16 protein-coding genes are annotated in these 22,360 nt (G+C 66.0%); 15 read left to right on the top strand and 1 reads right to left on the bottom strand.

Annotated features, from left to right (window positions below; translation table 11 throughout):
* Positions 1–105 precede the first annotated feature (105 nt).
* The 11 genes from I5E68_RS15800 to I5E68_RS15750 all read left to right on the top strand — a co-directional run bounded on the left by I5E68_RS15800 (position 106) and on the right by I5E68_RS15750 (position 13,991).
* Positions 106–1,257 (top strand): efflux RND transporter periplasmic adaptor subunit, encoded by a 1,152-nt coding sequence (locus tag I5E68_RS15800; RefSeq protein ID WP_197165793.1) that lies wholly within the window; start codon positions 106–108, stop codon positions 1,255–1,257.
* Position 1,258: 1 nt separating this feature from the next.
* On the top strand, positions 1,259–4,360 hold the full coding sequence (locus tag I5E68_RS15795) for an efflux RND transporter permease subunit (protein WP_197165791.1): 3,102 nt from the start codon (positions 1,259–1,261) through the stop codon (positions 4,358–4,360).
* Positions 4,353–5,879, top strand: a complete 1,527-nt coding sequence (locus I5E68_RS15790) for a TolC family protein (protein ID WP_197165789.1) — start codon at positions 4,353–4,355, stop codon at positions 5,877–5,879. The genes I5E68_RS15795 and I5E68_RS15790 overlap by 8 nt, the downstream gene beginning before the upstream one ends.
* A gap of 242 nt (positions 5,880–6,121) precedes the next feature.
* Complete coding sequence (locus tag I5E68_RS15785) at positions 6,122–7,315, top strand: AAA family ATPase (RefSeq protein WP_197165787.1); 1,194 nt, start codon at positions 6,122–6,124, stop codon at positions 7,313–7,315.
* A 124-nt stretch (positions 7,316–7,439) separates the two neighbouring features.
* Entirely contained in the window at positions 7,440–8,603 is a 1,164-nt protein-coding gene (locus I5E68_RS15780; protein WP_197165785.1) for a ParB/RepB/Spo0J family partition protein, read from the top strand.
* A gap of 226 nt (positions 8,604–8,829) precedes the next feature.
* Positions 8,830–10,104, top strand: coding sequence for a replication initiator protein A (locus I5E68_RS15775; RefSeq protein ID WP_197165782.1), 1,275 nt, complete (start codon positions 8,830–8,832; stop codon positions 10,102–10,104).
* Positions 10,105–10,224: 120 nt separating this feature from the next.
* Positions 10,225–10,659, top strand: coding sequence for a hypothetical protein (locus I5E68_RS15770; protein ID WP_228727273.1), 435 nt, complete (start codon positions 10,225–10,227; stop codon positions 10,657–10,659).
* A gap of 2 nt (positions 10,660–10,661) precedes the next feature.
* Positions 10,662–11,207, top strand: a complete 546-nt coding sequence (locus I5E68_RS15765; protein ID WP_197165778.1) for a hypothetical protein — start codon at positions 10,662–10,664, stop codon at positions 11,205–11,207.
* Between the two features lie 508 nt (positions 11,208–11,715).
* Entirely contained in the window at positions 11,716–12,066 is a 351-nt protein-coding gene (locus tag I5E68_RS15760) for a hypothetical protein (RefSeq protein WP_197165776.1), read from the top strand.
* Positions 12,067–12,094: 28 nt separating this feature from the next.
* Positions 12,095–12,637, top strand: a complete 543-nt coding sequence (locus I5E68_RS15755) for an RES family NAD+ phosphorylase (protein WP_197165775.1) — start codon at positions 12,095–12,097, stop codon at positions 12,635–12,637.
* Positions 12,638–12,752: 115 nt separating this feature from the next.
* Positions 12,753–13,991 carry a family 1 glycosylhydrolase gene (locus I5E68_RS15750; RefSeq protein WP_197165774.1) on the top strand — a complete coding sequence of 413 codons (1,239 nt, stop codon included), beginning with the start codon at positions 12,753–12,755 and terminating at the stop codon, positions 13,989–13,991.
* 151 nt (positions 13,992–14,142) lie between these two features.
* Here the strand turns inward: I5E68_RS15750 and I5E68_RS15745 are convergent, their stop codons facing one another.
* A complete protein-coding gene (locus I5E68_RS15745) occupies positions 14,143–15,336 on the bottom strand; it encodes an FAD-dependent oxidoreductase (protein WP_197165773.1) in 1,194 nt (397 codons plus the stop codon).
* A gap of 188 nt (positions 15,337–15,524) precedes the next feature.
* On the opposite strand from I5E68_RS15745, the gene I5E68_RS15740 reads away from it, so the two are divergent.
* From I5E68_RS15740 to I5E68_RS15725, 4 genes are all read left to right on the top strand, one after another.
* Complete coding sequence (locus I5E68_RS15740) at positions 15,525–16,391, top strand: helix-turn-helix domain-containing protein (RefSeq protein ID WP_197165772.1); 867 nt, start codon at positions 15,525–15,527, stop codon at positions 16,389–16,391.
* A gap of 243 nt (positions 16,392–16,634) precedes the next feature.
* Positions 16,635–17,858 carry an MFS transporter gene (locus I5E68_RS15735; RefSeq protein ID WP_197165771.1) on the top strand — a complete coding sequence of 408 codons (1,224 nt, stop codon included), beginning with the start codon at positions 16,635–16,637 and terminating at the stop codon, positions 17,856–17,858.
* Positions 17,855–19,870 carry a glycoside hydrolase family 3 protein gene (locus I5E68_RS15730; protein ID WP_197165770.1) on the top strand — a complete coding sequence of 672 codons (2,016 nt, stop codon included), beginning with the start codon at positions 17,855–17,857 and terminating at the stop codon, positions 19,868–19,870. Before I5E68_RS15735 ends, I5E68_RS15730 begins: the two co-directional genes overlap by 4 nt.
* 143 nt (positions 19,871–20,013) lie before the next feature.
* Positions 20,014–22,314 carry a TonB-dependent receptor gene (locus tag I5E68_RS15725; protein ID WP_197165768.1) on the top strand — a complete coding sequence of 767 codons (2,301 nt, stop codon included), beginning with the start codon at positions 20,014–20,016 and terminating at the stop codon, positions 22,312–22,314.
* The last annotated feature ends 46 nt before the right edge of the window (positions 22,315–22,360 follow it).

Here is a 22,360-nt window from a genome sequence, read left to right as displayed (position 1 = left end):
CATGACATCGCCAAGCTGCAGCCCCTGCAATTCGAGGGGGATTTCCCATAGCGGCCAATATCTTGCCGCACCCTCGCAGACTTTCATCAGGGGAAGGCTGCAGCCATGAGCGAATGGCATCAGGAGCCCAAAGGGCGCACCCGCACCATCCTCGTCACGGTCCTCGTCCTGGTGGTGCTCATGGCCGCGATCTACGGCTGGCGCATGATGCGCATGAGCGGCGCGCAGGGCTGGCCCCAGCAGGCGACGCCGGTCGCAGCGACCGTGCTCGGCGCACGCCGGGTCGCAGATACCCGTGCGCTCGTCGGCTCGCTCAGCGCGGTGCGCGAGGTCACCCTCGCCCCCGAGACCAGCGGGCGGGTTTCCGGCCTGCATTTCCGCGCCGGACAGGACGTGCGTGCGGGCGCCCTGCTCGTCCAGCTCTACGACGCTCCCGAAAAGGCCGATCTCGCGGCGGCAAGGGCCCGCGCGGACTTTGCCCGGCTCCAGCTCGAGCGCTCGCAGGAACTTGCTCCCTCGGGGGCAGAACCGCGCGAGGTGCTTCAGCAGCGCCGCGCCGAACACGCCCAAGCGCTCGCCGCAGTCGCCCAGATCGAGGCTCGCCTGCGACAGAAGCAGGTACGCGCGCCCTTCGCCGGGCGGCTCGGCATCCGCCAGGTCGACCCCGGCCAGTACATGAACCCCGGCGATGCCGTCGCCACGCTGACCGCGCTCGATCGCCTTTACGTCGATTTCGCCATTCCCCAGCAGGAGCTGTCGCGCCTGCGCCCCGGCGACAGCGTGACCCTGACCAGCGATGCCTGGCCCGAACGCACGTTCACCGCACGCCTCGAGACGATCGAACCGCAGGTGAGCCGCGAAACCCGCAACGTGACCGCGCAGGCGGTCATCGCCAACCCCGACGGAGCACTGCGCCCCGGGATGTACGTCAAGGTCGCGCTCGAACTGGGCGTCGACCCGGAGGCGCTCGTCCTGCCCGTCACCGCGATCCAGACCTCGGCGCAGGGCGACAGCGTGATCGTCATTCGCGGCACGAACCCGCGCAAGGGCGGCAAGGCCGAGATCGTGCCTGTCACCACCGGCCAGCGCATGGGCGACGACGTCGTCGTGACCGGCAAGCTCTCCCCCGGCGACGTCGTCGTCGCGCAAGGCCAGCTGCGGGTACAGCCGGGCAGCGAAGTGACCGTCTCGCAGCTGGTCGGCGGCGAGACCGCCAAGGCCGCCAAGCCGGACGGCACCGAAGCGGGAGCGCGATAGGATGCGCTTCACCGACCTGTTCATCCGCCGCCCCATCGCGGCCATCGTGGTCAGCCTGCTGATCCTGCTGGTGGGCATATCCGCCGTCTTCGGACTGCAGATCCGCCAGTACCCGCGCATGGAAAGCGCCACGATCACCATCGACACCCAGCTTCCCGGCGCCACGCAGGACGTCATGCAGGGCTTCGTCACCACCCCCATCGCGCAGGAGATCGCAACCGCCAGCGGGATCGAGTACCTCTCCTCCACCTCGACCTCGGGCAAGAGCCATATCGCGGCCAAGCTGGTGCTGAACGCGGACGCGGACCGTTCTATGACCGAGATCCTCTCCAAGGTGCAGCAGGTGAAGTACCGCCTGCCCGAAGGGGCCTTCGACCCGGTCATCTCCAAGATCACCGACGGCGCCTCGGCGGTGCAGTACATCAGCTTCACCAGCCCGACGATGGCACCTTCGCAGATCAACGACTTCGTGACCCGCGTCGCACGGCCCCTGCTGACCTCGGTGCCGGGCGTCGCGTCGGTCGAGATCAACGGCGGCGCGCCGCTGGCCATGCGCATCTGGGTCGATCCCGACAAGCTTGCCGGACGCGGCATGACAGCGGGCGACATTGCCACGGCACTGCGCGCCAACAACGTCCAGGCCGCGCCCGGCCAGCTCAAGGGCAGCGCGACGGCGATCGCCATCACCGCCGAGACGGACCTGCGCAGCGCGGCCTCGTTCCGCGACATGGTGGTCAAGACCGGACCTGACGGCATTGTCCGGCTCGGCGACGTCGCCACGGTCGAACTGGGCGGCCAGAACTACGACGATGCCGCAATGGGGGCGGGCAAGGACGCGATCCTGCTGCCGATCTCGCCCACCCCCGACGGCAACCCGCTCGAAATCGTCGATGCCGTCAACCAGCTACTGCCCCAGCTCGAGCGCATGGCGCCTCCGGGGCTCGAGATCAAATCGATGTTCGACCGTGCGCGCTTCGTCGATGCCTCGATCGAGGAAGTCGAGCACACCCTCGTCGAGGCGGTCATCATCGTGATCGTCGTCATCTTCCTGTTCCTCGGCACCTTCCGGGCCGTCATCATCCCCATCGTCACCATTCCGCTGTCGCTTCTGGGCACGGCGGCGCTGATGCTGCTCTTCGGGTTTTCGCTCAATCTCCTGACCCTCCTTGCGATGGTGCTGGCGATCGGCCTCGTGGTCGATGATGCCATCGTCGTGGTCGAAAACATCCATCGCCACATCGAGGAGGGTCTCTCGCCGATCAACGCAGCGTTAAAAGGCGCGCGCGAGATCGTCGGGCCGGTCATCGCCATGACCATCACGCTGGCCGCCGTCTATGCCCCCATCGGACTGATGGGGGGTCTGACCGGCGCGCTATTCCGCGAGTTCGCCTTCACGCTGGCGGGATCCGTCATCGTTTCGGGTGTCGTCGCGCTCACCCTCTCCCCCATGATGAGCAGCCGCCTCTTGCACAACAAGATGGGCGAAAGCCGTCTGGAAAAGGCAATCGAGCGCACGATGCACGGCCTGACGCACCGCTACGAACGGCTGTTGGGCAGGACGCTCGCGGCACGCGGTGCGGTACTCGTCGCGGGAGCCGCGATCCTGGTGGCCAGCGTGGTATTCTTCCTCGGCGCCAAGCGCGAACTCGCGCCGCCCGAGGACATGGGCTACGTGTTCGTCCAGACCAAGGCGCCGCAATACGCCAGCGTCGACTACACGGTGCGCTTCAGCAAGGAAGTCGAGAAGCTGTTCCACTCGATCCCCGAGTTCGACGGCAGCTTCTACGCCATGGGCGGCGCGCAAGGCGCCAACATCGGCTTTGGCGGCATCATCCTCTCGCCCTGGGGCGAGCGTGAAAGAACCGCCGAGGCCGTCCAGCAGGAACTGACCGGCAAGACCGCAGCCGTCACCGGCGTCACCTCCACCGTCTTTCAGGACAGCCCCCTGCCCGCGGGCAGCGGCGGCCTGCCGGTGCAGATGGTGATCCGCTCGCCCGATGACTTCGCCGCGATCAACCGCACGCTCGACCAGCTCAAGGGCGCGGCCTGGCAAAGCGGGCTGTTCGCCTTCGTCGATGCCGACCTCGCCTTCGACAGCCAGCAGGCGCACATAACGGTGGACCGCGACAAGGCGGGCGACATGGGTATCCCCATGTCGGAAATCGCCGACACGCTGGCGCTGATGGTGGGCGAGAACTACGTCAACCGCTTCAACTGGCACGACCGCTCCTACGACGTGATCACGCAGGTCCCGCGCGACGAGCGCGCCACCCCCGGGGATCTCGGCGGATACTACGTGCGCGCCGGATCGGGCGATCTCGTCCCCCTTTCCACCGTCGCCAAGGTCGAGATCGAGCCTCAGCCCAACCTCCTGCCCCAGTTCAACCAGATGAACTCGGCAACGATGTCGGCCGTGCTCATGCCCGGCGTGACGATGGGCCAGGCGGTCGCCTTCCTGCAGGCCCAGGACCTGCCCGAGGGCACCAGCGTCGACTGGCTCTCGAACAGCCGCCAGTACGTCGAGGAGGGCAACCAGCTGACGGTCTCCTTCGCCTTCGCGCTGGTGGTCATCTTCCTGGTGCTCGCCGCCCAGTTCGAGAGCTTCCGCGATCCGCTGGTGATCCTAGTCACCGTGCCGCTGGCGATCTCGGGCGCGCTTCTGCCGCTGTTCCTGGGCTTTGCCACGCTCAACATCTACACGCAGATCGGCCTCGTCACCCTGATCGGGCTCATCACCAAGCACGGCATCCTGATGGTGTCCTTCGCCAACCAGATGCAGCGCGACGAAGGCTGGAGCCGGCACCAGGCCATCGCCCACGCCGCCGGGGTGCGCATGCGCCCGGTGCTGATGACGACCGCGGCGATGGTGGCGGGCCTGGTGCCCCTGCTGTTTTCCTCGGGCGCGGGCGCGGCGAGCCGCTTTGCCATCGGCATCGTGGTGGTCATGGGCATGCTCATCGGCACGCTCTTCACGCTCTTCGTCCTTCCCACCATCTACACGCTGCTGGCGGGCGATCACCGCGCCCATGCCGAGGAGGACGACACCGCCTCCGAAACCGGCGCCGATGCCGCCGCGCGTGAAGGGAGCACTTTCCATGCCTGACACTTCCAACACGCACCCGGGCACTGCGCCCCGAGGCATCGCAAGGCGCAGGGCCGCGCTTCTTGCGCCCCTCCTTCTCGCTGCCTGTGCGGTCGGGCCGGACTACACCGCCCCTCCCGCGCCGCCCCGCGCCGCGGGGCAATTCGTCACCACCGACGCCCACTTCGATCCTGCCGCCCCGCTGCCCGACGACTGGTGGCACCTCTACAAGGACCCGGTGCTCGACGGTCTCGTCGAACAGGCGCTGGCCGCCAACAGCGACCTTCGTACGGCCAATGCCAACCTTGCGCGCGCGCAGGCCGTGCTTTCGGAAAGCCGCGCCGCACGGCTTCCCGTCACCAACCTCAATGGCGGTCTTTCCTGGGGCGATGCCGTGCAGTTCGGCGGTGGAGGCCAGGGAGGCGGCAGCGGCCAGGGCGGTGGCGGCTTTGCGAACCTCGGCGAAACGCAGGTCACAACCAGCGCCAACGCCAGCGTGGCGTGGGAGGCGGACCTGTTCGGCCGCGTCGCGCGTTCGATCGAGGCTGCGCGCGCGGATGCCGCCGCGATCGAGGCCGCGCGCGATGGCGTGCGTGTCCTTGTCGCTGCCGAGACCACCCGCGCCTACCTTCAGGCCTGTACCCAGGGTCAGGGCCTCGAGGTCGCACGCCAGTCGGTCGAGACCACGGGGCGCACCCTGGAACTGACCGAAGTGCTCGAAAGAGCAGGCTCGCTCGGCAAGGCCGACGTGGAACGCGCAGGCAGCGCCCATGCCACCGCGCGCGCCGCGCTTCCCACCCTGGAAGCCGGTCGCCGGGTCGCGCTGTTCGAACTGGCCGCGCTCCTTGGCAGGACGCCCGATCAAGTTCCTCAGGACGCGCGGTCCTGTTCCGTCCCCCCATCCCCCGGGACCGCGCTTCCGGTCGGCGACGGCGCCGCTCTCTTGCGGCGTCGTCCCGACTTGCGCGAGGCGGAGCGCAATCTCGCGGCACAAACCGCGCGCATCGGCGTGGCGACGGCAGACCTCTATCCGCGCATATCGCTGGGCGGATCGGGCAATTTCCTGCGCAACGACATGATCAGGGGCGGCGATTCGTTCTCCTTCGGCCTCGGACCGCTGATCAGCTGGACCTTCCCCGACTTCGGCGCCGCCCGGGCCCGCATCCGTCAGGCCCGGGCCGGAGCCGACGCGGCGCTCGCCACTTTCGACGGGGCGGTCCTCACTGCCCTCAAGGAAGTCGAACAGGGGCTCTCGCGCGTTGCCGGAGGCGAGGCGCAGGTGGCCGATCTGGAGGTGGCCCGCGACCGCGCAGCCCGCGCCTGGCAACTGACCGAGCGGCGCGAACGTTCGGGTGCGGCCTCGAGCCTCGAGGTGCTTGCGGCACAGGCCGACCTGCTCGCCGCGCGGCGCGCGCTGGTCGAGGCGCAGGCAGGTCTGGCCTCGGACCGGGTCGACCTGTTCAAGGCCCTTGGCGGGGGCTGGAGGCGCGAGGGGCAAGCCACGCCGAGCACTGCCTCCGAGACGCAGCCCGGGACCTGAGCGCCCGACAAGGGCGCTGTGCTGGCTTCGAAAGACGTGGGAAGGGCTGCTCCGTCAGGGCGGCCCTTCTTGCTTTCGCGGGCCGCCTGGACGAAGCTTCAGGGCGTCTTTGGCGCGCCTTGCAGGAACATCGCACTACCGATGCCGGGTCGTTGATTGTCAATACTACACAGCCCGCTGGACTGAAGCTCTTTTTACTATTACACCCTTATCCACGTTCAACCGTGCGGTTCGGGGTCAAAATGCATTCAGAAGTCAAACGGCTTGCCGAAATGGCGCAAGCGGGCGAGCGCATGATCGAGCGTCTGCGCAAGCAGGCCTTCCTTCCCGACAGCCGCAAGGGCCTCAATATCCGCTTCGGCATCGCCGAGGCCGCGCAACTGCTCGGCTGCTCGACCAACCGCATCCGCATGGCCGAGGACGACGGCCGCCTGCCCCCTCCCCCGCCGACCGAAAACGGCCGCCGTCCGGGCTATTCGATCGAGGCGCTGCTCAACATGCGCGAAGTGCTCGGCGCCTCGCCCGCACGCAAGCCGCTCGACCGCCCGGCGATGATCGCGGTGCAGAATTTCAAGGGCGGCGTCGGCAAGTCGACCGTCACCACGCATCTCGCGCATTACTTCGCGATCCAGGGCTACCGCGTGCTCGTGGTCGACTGCGACAGCCAGGCGACGACCACCACGCTCTTCGGCTTCAACCCGCACTTCAACATCACGCGCGAACAGACGCTCTACCCCTACCTCTCGATCGACCCGACCCAGACCGACCTGCTCTACGCGGTGCAGAAGACGCCCTGGCCCAATGTCGACCTGATCCCCTCGAACCTCGAACTGTTCGACGTCGAGTACGAGCTGGCGGCAAGCGGCGCGGACGGTGGCTCGGTGCTTGCCTCGCGCTTTCGCAAGCTCAAGCAGGGCCTGCTCGACCTCGCGCGAGACTACGACGTGGTGATCCTCGATCCGCCGCCAGCACTGGGCACGATCAGTCTTGCCGTCATGCAGGCGGCCAGCTCGCTGATCGTCCCGCTGGCCGCGACCACGCCCGATTTCTGCTCGACCGTGCAGTTCCTCTCGATGATGGACCAGGTCACCGGCCAGCTCGCGCAGGCGGGGCTGAGCGTCGACTATGACTTCGTGCGCCTGCTGTGTTCGAAGTTCGATTCCAACGATCCCAGCCACGCGATGGTGCGCCAGATCATGGAGCAGACCTTCGGCCCTGCCCTGCTACCGGTCTCGATCCTCGAGAGCGCGGAGATCAGCCACGCGGCGCTGCGCATGATGACGATCTACGAGCTCGAGCGTCCGATCGGCTCGGCCCGTACCCACAAGCGCTGCCGCGCCAATCTCGACGAGGCGATGGGCCAGATCGAAGCGCTGGTGCGCAAGGACTGGGGCATCGCCAGCCCGGCCAGCGCCGAGGCGGTGGTCAATGGCTGAGCCTGCGCCGATGACAAAGACGAAAGTTTCCTACAGGAAACATGTTCGCCATATGTTCCACCTCCGGCGCTTGATTAGCGCTGGAAACTCAAGCCTTTTCAGCCGTTTGCGCCGGAGATAAGCCATGGCCCGCAAGCAGTCCGAATATCTCGCCAGCCTGCTCGCCGAAGAGGAAGCGACGCAGGACAGCTCCTCGACGCCGCCTGCCCCGGCGCGCGCGCCCGAGCCCGCGGCGCGCGTCGAACCCGCGGCACAGGCTCCCGAGCCAGCCCCCTCCCCTAGCCCCGCATCAGCGCCGCCTCCGGCCTCCACCCGCAGCGCCGCGACCTCGCGCGCCGGTCTTTCGTTGCTGGGCCGCGAGAATGCCCTCGCCCGCGTCGCATCGGGAGAAGTCAGGCAAGTCACCCAGCTTCTGCTCGATCCCGCCCGTGTCAGGGTATGGGAAGGCAATGCACGCAACCAGGCACGGCTGAGCGAGGAGAGTTGCCGCGACCTGATCGATTCGATCGTTGCCGAAGGCGGCCAGAAGGTCCCCGCGGTGGTCCGGCACATAGCCGACGATCCCGCATACGACTACGAACTCGTCGCGGGCACCCGTCGCCATTTCGCGATCTCCTGGCTGCGCGCGCATTCCTATCCGGACATGAAGCTCCTCGCGCAGGTTGCCGAACTCGACGACGAGGCCGCATTCCGGCTTGCCGACATCGAGAATCGCGCGCGCAAGGACATCACCGACATCGAGCGCGCCCGCAACTATGCCGAGGCACTGCCGATCCATTACGGAGGCAAGGCCGTGCGCATGGCCGAGCGGCTCAAGCTCTCCAAGGGCTGGCTATCCAAGATGCTCAAGGCCGCCACCATCCCCGACGACGTGCTCGTCGCCTTCGCGGACCAGGGCGAACTCACGCTCAATCCCGCCTATCGTCTCGCGGGCGCGCTCGACGACAAGGTTCATGCCAGGGCCATCCGCAGGGAAGCGCGCGCGATTGTCGGCGACAATGCCAAGGCGCTCGCCACGGGTCGCCCTCCCCTCTCCGGCGCGACGACGCTCAAGCGGCTGCTTGCCGCGAGTGACGAACTGGACGAGGGCGCGGGTTCGAGCAAGAAGCCGGTGCGCTTCGAAGTCGGGGGAAGCCATGGGCGCGCGATCCTCGCGGTCAAGGACGTCTCGCGGCAGGGCGTCACGATCCACCTGCCGATGGCGAGCGGTGCGAACGACGAGGAACTGACCGAGGCCCTGCGCCAAGCGCTCGAGACCTTGCGCAGCAACGGCATCTCGGTGACCTGAACGGGAGAAAGTGGGGGCAGATGTTTCCTCGAGGAAACTTTTCACGAAGCACTGCGTCACGGGCGATAGTCCGCGCAACGCTGCTCCTGCCTTCCATCCAGATTTCGACCATGGCCGCGCGCGCGCAACCCCTGTCGGCACCGCTCCGACTAGGGTTGCGTGCGCATGTTCGCCATGACCAGAGCCACAAACCCTGCCCTGCCCTTCTCCGAACAGCACCAAAGCCATGACACGTAACCGCAAGGCGACGGAGACCGAACAGTTCGACCTGTTCCTCCCCTATGTCGCCAACCTTCCCATGCGCGACCAGCGCGAGATGATGGAGCGCCCCTTTTTCAGCCTCGCGAAGTCCAAGCGCGTCAAGCCGATCGACTACACCAGCCCCGACGGCCAGGTGCACGTTCACGTCTCGGCTAGCCCCGAATACGGGATGGCGACGATCTGGGACGCGGACATCCTGATATACTGCGCGAGCGTGCTGGCCGACATGCAGCGGCGCGGTCTCAACGACGTACCGCGCAAGCTCCATCTCATGCCCTACGACCTGCTCCGCGCAATCGGGCGTCCGACTACGGGCCGCGCCTACGAACTGCTCGGACAGGCGCTCGACCGTCTCGTCGCGACCACGATCAAGACCAACATCCGTGCCGAGAACCGGCGTGAGGCCACCTTCTCGTGGCTCGATGGCTGGACCCAGCTGGTCGACGAGAAGACCGAACGTTCACGCGGCATGACCATCGAGCTGTCGAACTGGTTCTGGGAAGGCGTGATGATGAAGGGCGGCGTGCTCGCGATCGACCGCGCCTATTTCAACATCACCGGCGGGCGCGAACGCTGGCTCTACCGTGTCGCGCGCAAACACGCCGGCGGCGCCGGCGAAACCGGCTTCGCCATCACGATGCCGGTCCTGTTCGAGAAGTCGGGTGCCGAAGGGCAATACCGCCGCTTCAAGTTCGAGATGCTCAAGCTCGCCGAGAAGAACGAGCTGCCCGGTTATGCGCTGGCGGTTGAGACCGCGAAGGACGGCGAGGCGATGCTGCGCATGACCCGCGTCGACGGAAAGGGTGGCGCCGAGAGCGCCCTGCCCTCCCCCGCAAGCAAGCCTACCCCGCTTGCCGAAACCAAAGCCAACGTGCCCACTGCCCGCGCAAAAGTTTCCTCGAGGAAACCTGCCCCCGAGACGGTCGCCCCCTCACCTGCGCAAACGGTAAAGGCCCCCTCCCCCGAAGCCGGTACGGCGCCGCTGGAGGTATTCGATGCAGCAAAGCTGATCCGTTCAACCCTCGCAGGTCTTTCCGACAATGCCACGCGCGGGTTCATGGCCGACGAGACGATCGATCTCCTGCGCCGCGAATGTCCAGGCTGGGACCTGCATGCGCTGCACGCCGAGTTCGAACGCTGGGTCAATGCCGATCCGCAGCGCATGCCCGCAAACTGGCAGCGCGCCTTCACGGGCTGGGTCCGGCGCCATCATGAGCGCAACAAGCACCAGCTTCGCTGACGCACATGGACACAAGAAGGCAAGGGGCATGGACAGGCGTTCATGCCCCTTTTTCTTCGCAAGGCTCCGCCGGGTCCGCACTTGACCACACCATCACGTCGCGGCAAGCCTCGGCCTACCATGCGCCCGCTTGTGGCCTTTCCGCTCAGCACCTTGCTGCTACTCTCGCTCAGCGGTTGCTCGTATGTCTACGAGATCGTCGCCAAGGGCACCGTCGATGCCCCGGTCTTCGCGCTCGCGCCGTCTTCGTCACAGCGGCCGCAGTGCCTGCGCCAGATCGAAGTCCGCGATATCGGGGCCAACGCCGTCGTGTGGCATCAACAAGTCGATTACGACAGCGACTGTCCGGCCCGCTTTCCCTTGCGCTATGGCACGCGGCTCGAGGGCAAACCCATCGACACCGACTTATGGGTTGAAGCCATGCCTCTGGCCTCCGGCGTCATCTACGAGGTCACGACGGTGAGCGAAGGAAGCGGCTATGGCGCGACCCGTTTCCGGATAGACACGCAGGGAAGGGTGGTCGACCTTGCCAACGCGCCGCGGGACGAGGCATGAGAATGCCCGGCACGCTCGTGGCTGCATGCCTTGCCGCGACCGCTGCTTGCCGTCCGGTAGAGCAACCCGCCTCGATGCGCGCTGTCGAGGCCTGGGATATCCCGCTCGCCACTCGCCAGCAACGCGCGCGCTTCCTGGACCTGCTCGATGAAGTCGCGCGAGGGCAGGGCTATCATCTCGATGCTGCGAGCGATGCTGAGCTGGAGGCCATATCGCTGCCTTCGTCACCGATCAGGCTCAATGCTTCGATCTGGCGCGGAGAGGATGACGAGGAGATCATGGCAAACGCACTCGACATGGTTCATCCGGGACATGCCTGGCTGACCTTCACGCTGGGCGAAGAACCGGCACGTTCCACCCGGCTGCGCCGACTGCTCGTTGCCCGCATCAGGCGCGAATGGCCGGATGCCGCCCGGCTCCCGATCAGCGTCCATGGAACGATCCCCCTCCCGGACGATCTCGAACTGACGCCGAGCGGATATCGTCTGAAGCAGGCAGCCGAACCGAAGTACGCCGATGATCGACACGCAGCAGGGGAGGGCCCGTAACCCCGTCTCGATTGCCGGTGCGTTCCCGAAGTGTCGCGTCAGGTCGCACAGGATACCCGGACCTGTGGACAAGCATGGGGGCGTTGAACGAGGTTTGTCGACGATGTTGGAAAACTGATTCAAATTCGGGGTGAAGTGCAGGGCCTTCGACACTCCGGGAACGCCAAAGCATGCCTCATCGACCCTTCGGGAACAGCGCAACGACCTATCAGGAACGCCCCCATCGACATTCCGGGAACACGTTGTCGATATTTCGGGAACGCCGCGCCGACGCGACTCGCGCATTCGAGCAGCACACGAGCAGGTTTGCCCACTCTAACCTTATCTAACGATTCCCTGTAACCTGTGTAACTCTCAGGGAATACTACGTGAGAGAAGATTTGGGTGAGGGCGCCAGACGGCCACAACTGCGTTTCAAACGCGGACTTGCGCCGAGACGTCAGACCCTGACGAGCCAGAACTTGCCACAACAACCATAAGTGCATATATTGCTACCAGAGGTGCACTCATGCTTGCTGCTTTTCTCGACGATATCCGCGACGGCGACCTGATCGCCCCGAAACGCATGGCCGAACGCCTGCGCCTGCCGATGACCCGACTGTCCCGGCTTGCCCATCTTAATCGCAACACCATGCTGGCCCGGCCCGACAGCCCGGCGGTACAGGAAAAGCTCGGCCAGATCGCGCGGATCATCGCACGTGCAGCCGATCTTGCCGGAGACGAGGGCAGGGCGATCATCTGGTTCAAGCACCAGCCTCTGCCCGGTTGGGGCAAGACCGCGGAAGAACTGGTCGAGGAAGGGCTTGCACAGGACGTGCTCGACGATCTCGAACGCCAGGCCGAGGGCGTCTATTCCTGACGCCAGAAGATCCGCTGCTCGCCCATCCATGACCTATCCGCTCGTACCGCTCAACGCGCAGCTCTGGCGCATGCTGACGATCCGCTTCCAGCGCGATCCGCTCTCGGGGGAGGGTGCGCGCCGGTTCGGTGGACGTTGGAACGCCAACGGAACCCCGGCGCTCTACCTCGCCTGCGATCCCGCAACGGCCGTCGCCGAATTCTATCAGGGGCTGGCCAAGCCGGGCACGCTCGCACCTTACCGCCTTGAAGCGCAACGGATCGCCGATCTCACCGACGGGGCAGGGGGGCCGTGCGATGCCCTGGTCGAGCATGCCTGTCAGGCCAGCTGGAAGGCGATCGCGGCACGCGGCAGGGCAGCGGAGGGCGAGCGCCCCATGCGCGAGCCACCGAGCTGGACGCTTGCCCGTAGCCTGCACGAGGCAGGTGCCCAGGGCGCGCTCGTCCCTTCGGTGCAGAACCGCAAGGGAACCTGCCTGGTCCTGTGGCACTGGCGCACAGGCGAAGACACCGGGGACAATGCCGCGCTGCTCAGCCTGATCGATCCCGAAGGGGCCCTCGGCACAGTATGATGACGGAGCAAACAGCCGCATTGCGGAAGTTTGCCCCTTCCATCCTGCCAGCTGCGCTCTCTCTCGCTAGCCTGCTTGCTGCAGCTACAATGCCGCAAAGGCGCAAGGAGAAGGCATGCCCATCAATCGTCGTACCGCCCTGGCCGGGGGACTTTCCACGCTGGGCGCACTTGGCACGCTTCACCCGGGCCTTGCGCTTGCCCGGAATGCACAAGCGAAATCGCAGCATTTTCCTGCGGGTTTCGCCTGGGGTGCGGCCACAGCAGCCTATCAGGTCGAGGGAAACAACCTCAATTCCGATACCTGGGCGCTGGAGCATGCCCAGCCCACGACATTCGCGGAACCTTCGGGCGATGCCGCGAACAGCTTCGAATTGTGGCCGCGTGATCTCGACCTCGTGCGCTCGCTGGGCTTCAATACCTATCGCTTCAGCCTCGAATGGGCGCGGATCGAGCCTGCACGCGGCCAGTTCTCGCAGGCCATGCTCGATCACTACAAGGCCATGGTCGAGGGATGCCACGAGCGCGGGTTGACCCCCGTCGTCACCTTCAATCACTTCACCACGCCGATCTGGTTCGCGGCCAATGGCGGTTGGTCGAGCGCCGAAGCGGTCGATCTGTTCGCCAACTTCTGCGAGCGGGCAGCACGCCACCTTGCCGACGGGCTGTCGAGCGTGACCACGCTCAACGAGCCCAACCTCGTGGGCATGCTCGAAGTCGCGCTTCCCGGCGGGCGCGGGGCCAAGCTGATCGGGCCGGACAAGGCGATGTCCGAGGCGGTGGCGCGCAAGCTGGGTGCCGCGCTGTTCCTCGCGGGCAACCCGATCTACGTGCCCGACCGCCATGTCGTGCAGGCCAATCTCATCGCCGGCCACAAGGCCGGGCGCGCGGCGATCAAGGCCGTGCGCTCGGACCTGAAGGTAGGCGTGAGCCTTGCGATCAACGACGATCAGGCAGTACCCGGCGGTGAAGCCTTGCGCGATTCGATGCGCGCGCAGCTCTACGACCCCTGGCTCGAGGCTGCGCGCGAGGACGACTTCCTCGGGGTGCAGAACTATTATCGGGCGGTCTGGGGGCCCGAGGGCAAGCTTGCCAACCCTTCCGATGCCATCGTCAATTCAAGCGGCTCTGAGATCTACGCTGCCTCGCTGGCAGGCGCGGTGCGTTATGCCCACTCGCGCTGCCCGCTGCCGGTCACCGGCTACCTGCACTGGTCGCTGCTCGACAATTACGAGTGGTTTCACGGATATGCGCCGAAATACGGGCTGTGCAGCGTCGATCGCACGAGCTTCGCGCGTCACCCCAAGCCCAGTGCGCACGTGTTGGGACGGATTGCCGCCAACAACGCCTTGTGAAACCAGCGCGGCGGTTATCGCCGCGCCCGAAAAAACGGAAGGCTCCGAAGCGTGGGAACGGCGTGTCCCCGGGCGCTTCGGAGCCTTCTTGCACTGGCCGGCGAGGAGGAGAATACCGGCCAGTGCCTGATGGCAATGTTGAAAGGGCGGGTCAGGCCACCTCTTTTTCCTGCTCCAGGCTCGCGAAGAGCGACTGACGCAGCAGGAATTCACGGCGCAGCGCGGGATCCTCGTGGACCTTGCGCATCCTGGCGCGCTTGGCCTCGATTACCGCAGCGTCGCTCATGCCCATGCTTTCCATGTTCTCGATGGTCTGGGCCTGGATGACCGAACGGGTCACCGCCTGGCGCTGGCGCTCGAACAGGGCGAGCTGGTCGGGCCCGCCGTTCTTGCGCAGGATCTTCCAGAGCTTGTCGGCAAGGTTCCAGCCATCGTGGATCCCCGAGTTCATCCCGAAGCCGCCGAGCGGGTTGTTGAGGTGCGCTGCATCGCCGATGATCATCATGCGGCCCTGCACGAATTGCTGCGCAACACGCTGGTGCACGCGATAGATGGTGCGGTGCGTCGTCTCGACATCGCCGTGACCGACAATGCGCGAGAAGACAGCGTCGCGGTTGGCATCGCTGATCAGCTCCTCGTCGCTGAGATTGCCGTCAGCGGGGACCAGCACGCGCCACACGCTCGGCACCTTGAGCAGCACCAGCCACTCTTCGGGATCCGAGATGTAATTGACGTAGGCGAGGTCGGTGATCACCGAATCGATGGGGAAGGCGGTCGACATCGACACGAACTTCTCCTCGTAGGTGAAGCCGTCGAAGCCGGTGCCGATCTGCTTGCGCACCGCCGAACGCGATCCGTCGGCGCCGACCACGAACTGCGCCTCGACCTCGATCGTTTCGCCATTGTGCTCGAGCGTCGCGACGACGCCGCCGCCGTTCTCGTGGGCCGAGACGAAGCGGCAGTTGTAGCGCAAGTCGACGTTGGGCAGGGCGGCGAGCCGGTCGCTGAGCAGCTTCGCCATGTTGTACTGCTCGCACTGCAGGCGATAGGGAAACTGCGTGAAATCGGCCAGTTCGGACAGGTCGAAGGCGAGATGTTCGCCGCTGCGCCGGTCGCGCATCTGGTAGACCGGGGCCTTGAGACCGATCTCGATCAGCGGATTTGCTGCATCGATCTCGTGCAGCATTTCCAGCGTGGAGGCATGGATCGTCGTGGCACGCAGGTCATGCGTGCTGGTGGCTTCCGCCTCGATGATCATGACATCGAGGCCCATGGCTGCCAGTCGCGAGGCACAAGTCGTTCCGACCGGTCCCGCACCGACGACGAGAACTTCACATTTCTTCATCGTGATCTTGCAACTCCCCGCAAGCGCGCGATCCTGCAAGGACCGCAATCGCGGATCGATCTGGCATCGGGGGGAGGGGAGAGAAAGCGCAGGTCTGGCCGCATTCCGCATCGCGGATTAATCCGCGATGCGGAATGCGGCCGGGGGGAGGGCTTGTGTACCGTGCCGGTAAGAAAGGGGCTGGTGGCATGGCGGCAGACAAGACAGCAACGGGGCAGAACATGGCAGAAGCGCAGGCCGCAAGAAGAGACGGAGGCGATCAGGACAAGGACATTATCCGCTCTCTCTCACGCTCGATCCACGTGCTTCAGGCCATCAATCGCAAGGGCGCGATGGGGCTCGCCGAGATCGCGCGGGCAGCGGACTTGCCGATGCCTACGGTCTACCGGATCATCAACACGCTGATGCGTGAAGGGCTGATCGAACGCGACGGGCCGCGCCAGAAGCTCTACCGCCCCACCGCGCTGATCCAGACGCTGGCCTGCGGCTTCCAGAACCACGATCGGCTCGTCAACGCGGCGCGCCCGAGCATGTCGCGTTTCACCCACGAACATCACTGGCCGCTTTCGATCGTCACCCGCGTCGGCGACAAGATGGTGGTGCGCTTCCACACCTCCAACCAGACCACGCTGACCTTCAACAACTACTACCCCGGTTGGCAGGTGCCCTTGCTCGCCTCTGCCTCCGGGCAGGCCTTCGTCGCCTTCACCGACGAACAGACCCGCACGATGCTGATCGAGAGCGCTGCCAATCTCGAGGATGCGCAACAGACCTTCATGCTCGAGCATTTCCGCAGCGGCGAGGCGACGGCCACGATTCGCGAGCGCGGTTATGCTGCGGTCGCGAAATCGTGGTATTCGGCAAACCCGGGCAAGACCTCCTCGGTCGCCGTGCCGATCTTCGACGGCGAGGAACTGATCGGCGCGCTCGCCATCGTCTTTTTCGCCAGCGGGCTCTCGCTGGAGCAGGCAATCGCGCAATACCTGGCGCCCGTTCAGGCCGTCTCGGCCCAGATCAGCGCCGATCTCGCGCGGATGCCACCGCAGTCCTATTGAGCGCCTGGTGCAGCCAGAAGAGCCGCTCGAAGCCATGCTCCCGGATAGGAAACGCCACCAGGTTTATTCCGCGATACGGAAGTTGGCCCGCGACGGACTCGATCACGCGCCGCAGCTTGGTAGCTCTACATCAAACACGGTGCACATCGATGTACCGCATGACACCGACGGGGCGAAGCAATGACAGGGCACATGGCCGGTACGACCGGTCTCCATGAATTCCGACGTGCGTGGAAGCCGCTTGTGGCTTCCGCGATCGGGCTGGGTCTCGGCCTCTCGCCGATCCCGCCCTACTCCTCGGGGATCATGGCCAAGGCGCTCGAAGCCGAGTTCGGTTGGGGACGTGGAGACATTCTCGGCGTACTGATGATCGTGCCGGTCGTGCTGGTGGTGCTCGGGCGCTACGTCGGGCGGATCGTCGACAAGGTCGGCGCGCGCAAGGTGGCAATCGGCTCGACCATCGGGCTGGGCCTCGCGCAGCTGCTGATCGCGCTGATCGGCGATACGCTGCCCGGGCTCTACATTGGCTGGGCGATCATGGCGGTGCTCGCGCTGGGTACGCTGCCGATGACCTATCTTCGGGTCATCAACGGGTGGTTCGTCGAGGCGCGCGGCCTCGCACTGGGTCTCTCGCTCGCCTGCACCGGGCTTTCGGGCGCGGTCTTCCCCTTCGTGCTGACCAACATGATCGAGACCTTCGGATGGCGCGGGGGTTATGTCGGCCTCGGTGCGATGCCGCTGCTGATCGCGGTGCCGGTGCTTCTCGCATGGCTGCACGAGCCGGGCGAAGCGCGAGCAGAGGCTGCGCGAAAGGCGGCCGAAACCGGAATGGAAGTGCGCCCGGCGCTGCGTTCCTATCGCTTCTGGGCGATTGCGGCAGGCTCGCTCCTTCTCGCTTTCGGCGTTTCCGGCCTGCTGCCCAACCTGTTCCCGCTGCTCACCGACCGCGGCGTCTCGAGCGCGGCCGCCTCTTCGGCGCTCGCCGCGCTGGCGCTGAGCGTGACCGGGGGGCGCATCCTCTCCGGCTTCCTGCTCGACCGGCTGTGGGCGCCCATCGTCTGCGCCATCCTCGTCATCCCCGCGATCGGCGCGCTGTTCCTGCTTTCGAACCCGGGCATGACCGCATCGGTGATGGTCGCCAGCGTCGTGACCTTGGGCCTCGTCGCGGGCGCGGAGTTCGATCTCGTCGCCTTCATGACCGGGCGCTATTTCGGGCAGCGTCACTTCAGCGAGCTCTACGGCATCCAGTATGCCGCCTTTGGCCTCGGGGCAGGCTTCGCCCCGGCGGCCTATGGCGCGCTCTACGATCATTTCGGCGACTACGAGGCAGTGATCCACCTTTCGATCGCGCTGCTCTGTGCGGCGGTGGCGATCAACTTCACCCTCGGGCGCTACCCGCGCAGCTTTGCCAGTGCGGGCGATGATGCGGCGGCGGACGAAATGGCTCTGGCGGAGGCAGCACGATGATCGCGCATGCACTGCGACATCGCCGCAAGGGCAGGGCGCTGCTCGGTGCCGTGGCAGCGCTGGGACTGATGGGGGCAGGGCAGGGTGCTCCCGCAGAGAGCGAGCAGCCCACGATCACCGCGCGCGAGAAGGGCGTGCTGACGCGCGACGCGCTGCACTTCCACGACCTGTCGGGCGACGGCAAGCTGCAGCCCTACGAGGACTGGCGCCTTTCGCCCGAGGCCCGCGCGAAGGACCTCGTGGCGCGCATGACCTTGCGCGAGAAGGCCGGGCTGATGATGCACGGCACCCCGCCCACCGCTGACGGAAGTTTCCGCGGCAACTGGGACGTTGAGGGGATGCGCCAGGCGATCGAGCGCGACCAGATCCGCTTCTTCATCCACCGCATGAGCGGCGACATCCGCGAGATGGCCGAGCTTACCAACGCGGCACAGGAGATCGCCGAGGCGAGCCGTCTCGGCGTGCCGCTGGTCTTCAGCAGCGACACCCGCAACACCTTGCGCGAGGTGCTCGGCGTGAGTGTCGCGCCCAAGGGCTTCACCCGCTGGCCCGAAGCGCTCGGTCTCGGCGCGATCGGGGATGCGGATCTGGTCCGCAAGCTCTCGCAGGTCGCCGCGCGCGAGTACAAGGCGATCGGCATCCGCATGGCGCTTTCGCCGCAGGCGGACCTGTTCACCGAACCGCGCTGGTTCCGCGGCAATGCCACCTTCGGCGATCGCCCGGAGCAGGTCGCACCGCTCGTCAAGGCGTTCGTCGAGGGATACCAGGGCAGTTCGCAAGGCTTGCAGCGCGGCGGCGTCGCCACCGTGGTGAAGCACTGGGGCGGCTACGGGGCGCAGGTCGACGGGCTCGACTCGCACAACCCTTACGGCAAGTACATGGCGATCACCGAGGCCAGCTGGCGCAATCACCTCTCCGCCTTCGAGGGGGCCTTTTCGGTGCGCACCGCAGCGGTGATGCCGACCTATTCCCTGCCCACGCCCGGCATGACCATCGCGGGCAAGCCGGTCGAGCCGGTGGCGGTGGGCTTCAACAAGCAGATGCTCGATGACACGCTGCGCGGTGAATACCGCTTCGACGGCTTCGTCATGAGCGACTGGCTGATCACCGCCGACTGCCCGCGAGAATGCCGCGAGGGGACCTTCGAGATCGACAAGCTGGGCATGCCCTGGGGCGTCGAGGCGCTGAGCGTCGCAGAGCGCTTCGCCAAGGGCATTGCCGCTGGCGAGGACCAGTTCGGCGGGGTAATGGACACCGATGTGATCGTCGGCCTCGTCGAGAGCGGCAAGGTGACGCAGAGCCGCATCGACCTTTCCGCAAGGCGCATAGCCAAGGTCATGTTCGAGCTCGGCCTTTTCGAGAACGCCTATGTCGATGCCGCCGCATCCCCGGCGCAGGTCGGCACGCCCGAGGCGCTGGCGCTGGGCCTCGAGGCGCAACATCGCTCGGTGGTGCTGCTCGAGAACACAGGCGCGCTCCTGCCGCTCGATCCTGCTCGCCACCGCAAGGCCTGGCTGGTGGGGATCGACGCTGAAGCGGCGCGTGCGGCCGGTTTCGAGCCGGTTGCCGAACCGCGTGATGCGGACATTGCGCTGGTGCGGGCCGAGACGCCTTTCACCAGCCATCCGGGCTACTTCTTCGGTTCCTCCGCGCACGAAGGTGCGCTGACCATGGGGCCGGGCACCGAGGGCTACGATGCTGTCGCGCGTGCCCGTGCGGCGGGCGTTCCGGTGGTGCTCGACGTCTATCTCGACCGGCCTGCGGTGCTCACCGAAGTCAGGCCGATGGTCGCGGCGATGACCGGCAACTACGGGATTACCGACCAGGCCTTCCTCGACATCGTCACCGGCAAGGCTTCGCCGCAAGGCCGCCTGCCAATCGAGCTTCCAAGCTCCGATGCCGCGGTCGAGGCGCAACGCGCCGACCTGCCTTCGGACAGCGCCGATCCACTTTATCCTGCAGGTTTCGGCCTGCGCTTCCCGGCGAAGGAGAGCATCCGCGACAGCCGCTAGGGCTCTCGTGATGCCGGGGGGCATCGAGAGATAAACATAACAACAGACGAGGGAATACTTCTGCAACCAAGGCGGCAGGAGGCGGGGAAGTCATGCCCGTCGTCCGTGCCGGTCACATCCAGGGAAATGAAGCGAGGGCAATCATGAAGTTTACAGCATCCATCATCGCACTGACTGCCGGACTGGCCATCTCGAACGGCGCGCAGGCGCAGGACGCACCGGCGCCCGCAGGCGCCTCGGCCAACGACATCGTCGTCACCGGCACGCGCCGCGAAACCACGCTGCAGGACGTCGCCGTCTCGGTTACGGCGATTTCGGCAGAGGACCTTGCCAATGCCGGCTACAAGTCGCCGAGCGAGCTGCAGTACACCGTGCCGGGCCTCACCTACAACGTACAGCTGGGCGCGGGCTTCCTGATCCGCGGTATCGGCACCCAGGGTTTCGACTATAGCCTCGAGCGTGCGGTCGGCGTGGTCATCGACGACGTCGTCCAGGGCCAGCCTCGCAGCCTCGGCTTCAACACTTTCGGCGACATCGACCATGTCGAGGTGCTCAAGGGCCCGCAGGGTACGCTGTTCGGCAAGAACGCCTCGGCCGGCGTTGTCTACGTTCAGACCAAGCGCCCCGAGATCGGCATGGCCGAAACCAGCGGCAGCCTTCGCTATGGCGAGCGCAACGAGATCCGCATCGACAACACGGTCAACATCCCGATCAGCGACACCCTCGCTGCGCGCGTGACCGGCGTCTACCAGCGCCAGGACGGTTACCTGACCAACCTCTACAATGGCGAGAGCGGCGGCGACTACCGCGACTACGCCTTGCGCGGCAAGCTGCTGTGGCAGCCGACCGACACCTTCGAGGTCTACGTGATCGGCGCGATCCAGGATCACACCGACGGCGGCATCGGCGGCCTCGCCACGGTCCGCAACATCAATGGCGATACCTCGAACGGCTGGCCGACCAACCCCGACGCCGACTTCAACATGGACTTCGACGCACTGCTGGCCGAATACGGCATCGTCCCGGGGCCCGACAACGACCAGTATGCCCAGAACAGCCGCAACGAGGTGTTCATCAAGCAGAAGGACATCCAGGCCAACATGAAGCTGGACCTGGGCGACTACACGCTGACCTCGATCACCGCCTACAGCGAATCCAACACCGGTTCGTGGTTCGATCAGGACTACACCCAGAGCGACTTCTACGACATCAACAACTCCGAGCTGTGGGCGCACCAGTTCAGCCAGGAAGTGCGACTGAACTCGCCGATGGGCGGCTTCGTCGACTACGTCGTGGGCGCCTTCTTCTGGGACCAGAAGACCGACGCGATCGAGCGTTCGGCGGGCAAGCGCGGTCGTGACTACCCCGAGGACACCTACTTCAGCTTCAGCGGCGCCATGTCGAACTACGAAGCCCACATGCGCAGCTATGCCGCCTTCGGTGAAGCGAACTTCCACTTCACCGACCGCCTGACCGTGACCGGCGGCCTGCGCCTGACCCATGACAACGTCTTCGGCGCCTACTTCCCCTCCGAGGACATCCGCTACAACTTCGAGGGCACCCCGGCACCTGCGACTTCGGGCCGCAACAAGAAGACCAACCTCTCGGGCAAGGTCACGGCGAAGTACGAGGCGAGCGACGACCTCATGGTCTATGCGACTTATGCGCGTGGCTACAAGGCGCCTGCCGTGGGCACTTCGGGTGGCACGCTGCGCATGGTCGATGCGGAGACCGTCGACAGCTTCGAGGCTGGCGTGCGCGCCCAGCTCCTCGATCGCCTGCTGACCGTCAATGCCACCGCGTTCTACTCGAAGTTCAAGAACTTCCAGTCGACCGTGGTCGAGATCGGCGACGACAACGTGGCGCGTTCGGTGCTCTCCAACGCACCGGGCGTGGTGACCAAGGGCTTCGAACTGGGCCTGACGGTCCAGCCCAGCCCTGACCTGCGCCTCGGCGGCAACATTTCCTATGCGCCGACCGAGTACGAGGACTTCATCGCGCCGTGCTATTCGGGACAGCCGGTGGTCGACAATGCCGGGATCGGCGAATGCGGCGCGCTGGGCGGTACGGGCATGAACGTCGACGGGTTCCCCTCGATCCACGCGCCCGACACCACGCTCAACGTGACCGGCGCCTATACGCCGCTGCTCACCGACAACCTGCGCCTCTTCGCCAATGCCAACTACTATTACCGCTCGTCGACCTTCGGCCAGGCGGGCAACCCCAATTCGCGCGTCGATGGCTACGGCCTCGTCAATGCGAACCTGGGCATCGGCAACGAAGACGGCTCGATCAAGCTATCGGTCTATGCCCGCAACCTGTTCGACAAGCAGTTCGTCGCGCGCATCCACACGATGACCTTCGCGCCGGCAGGCAGCTACCAGCAGTACTTCTCGGGCGAGGGTGCACGCACCATCGGCGTGCGTCTCGACTACGCGTTCTGAGATTAGTGCAAGGCGGTCCGATCGCGTGCTGGAGGGTGCGGGGTCG

The organism is Novosphingobium aureum (assembly GCF_015865035.1).
Taxonomy (GTDB): Bacteria; Pseudomonadota; Alphaproteobacteria; order Sphingomonadales; family Sphingomonadaceae; genus Novosphingobium; species Novosphingobium aureum.
This window is presented reverse-complemented; position numbering and strand designations above follow the sequence as displayed.

What these genes read in the sequence shown, in the direction of transcription:
- I5E68_RS15775 (WP_197165782.1), top strand. Translation starts at nt 8,830, where the DNA reads ATGACACGTAACCGCAAGGCGACGGAGACCGAACAGTTCGACCTGTTC.
- I5E68_RS15725 (WP_197165768.1), top strand. Translation starts at nt 20,014, where the DNA reads ATGAAGTTTACAGCATCCATCATCGCACTGACTGCCGGACTGGCCATC.
- I5E68_RS15745 (WP_197165773.1), bottom strand. Translation starts at nt 15,336, where the DNA reads ATGAAGAAATGTGAAGTTCTCGTCGTCGGTGCGGGACCGGTCGGAACG.
- I5E68_RS15740 (WP_197165772.1), top strand. Translation starts at nt 15,525, where the DNA reads ATGGCGGCAGACAAGACAGCAACGGGGCAGAACATGGCAGAAGCGCAG.
- I5E68_RS15765 (WP_197165778.1), top strand. Translation starts at nt 10,662, where the DNA reads ATGCCCGGCACGCTCGTGGCTGCATGCCTTGCCGCGACCGCTGCTTGC.
- I5E68_RS15755 (WP_197165775.1), top strand. Translation starts at nt 12,095, where the DNA reads ATGACCTATCCGCTCGTACCGCTCAACGCGCAGCTCTGGCGCATGCTG.
- I5E68_RS15730 (WP_197165770.1), top strand. Translation starts at nt 17,855, where the DNA reads ATGATCGCGCATGCACTGCGACATCGCCGCAAGGGCAGGGCGCTGCTC.
- I5E68_RS15760 (WP_197165776.1), top strand. Translation starts at nt 11,716, where the DNA reads ATGCTTGCTGCTTTTCTCGACGATATCCGCGACGGCGACCTGATCGCC.
- I5E68_RS15785 (WP_197165787.1), top strand. Translation starts at nt 6,122, where the DNA reads ATGCATTCAGAAGTCAAACGGCTTGCCGAAATGGCGCAAGCGGGCGAG.
- I5E68_RS15750 (WP_197165774.1), top strand. Translation starts at nt 12,753, where the DNA reads ATGCCCATCAATCGTCGTACCGCCCTGGCCGGGGGACTTTCCACGCTG.
- I5E68_RS15800 (WP_197165793.1), top strand. Translation starts at nt 106, where the DNA reads ATGAGCGAATGGCATCAGGAGCCCAAAGGGCGCACCCGCACCATCCTC.
- I5E68_RS15770 (WP_228727273.1), top strand. Translation starts at nt 10,225, where the DNA reads ATGCGCCCGCTTGTGGCCTTTCCGCTCAGCACCTTGCTGCTACTCTCG.
- I5E68_RS15780 (WP_197165785.1), top strand. Translation starts at nt 7,440, where the DNA reads ATGGCCCGCAAGCAGTCCGAATATCTCGCCAGCCTGCTCGCCGAAGAG.
- I5E68_RS15795 (WP_197165791.1), top strand. Translation starts at nt 1,259, where the DNA reads ATGCGCTTCACCGACCTGTTCATCCGCCGCCCCATCGCGGCCATCGTG.
- I5E68_RS15790 (WP_197165789.1), top strand. Translation starts at nt 4,353, where the DNA reads ATGCCTGACACTTCCAACACGCACCCGGGCACTGCGCCCCGAGGCATC.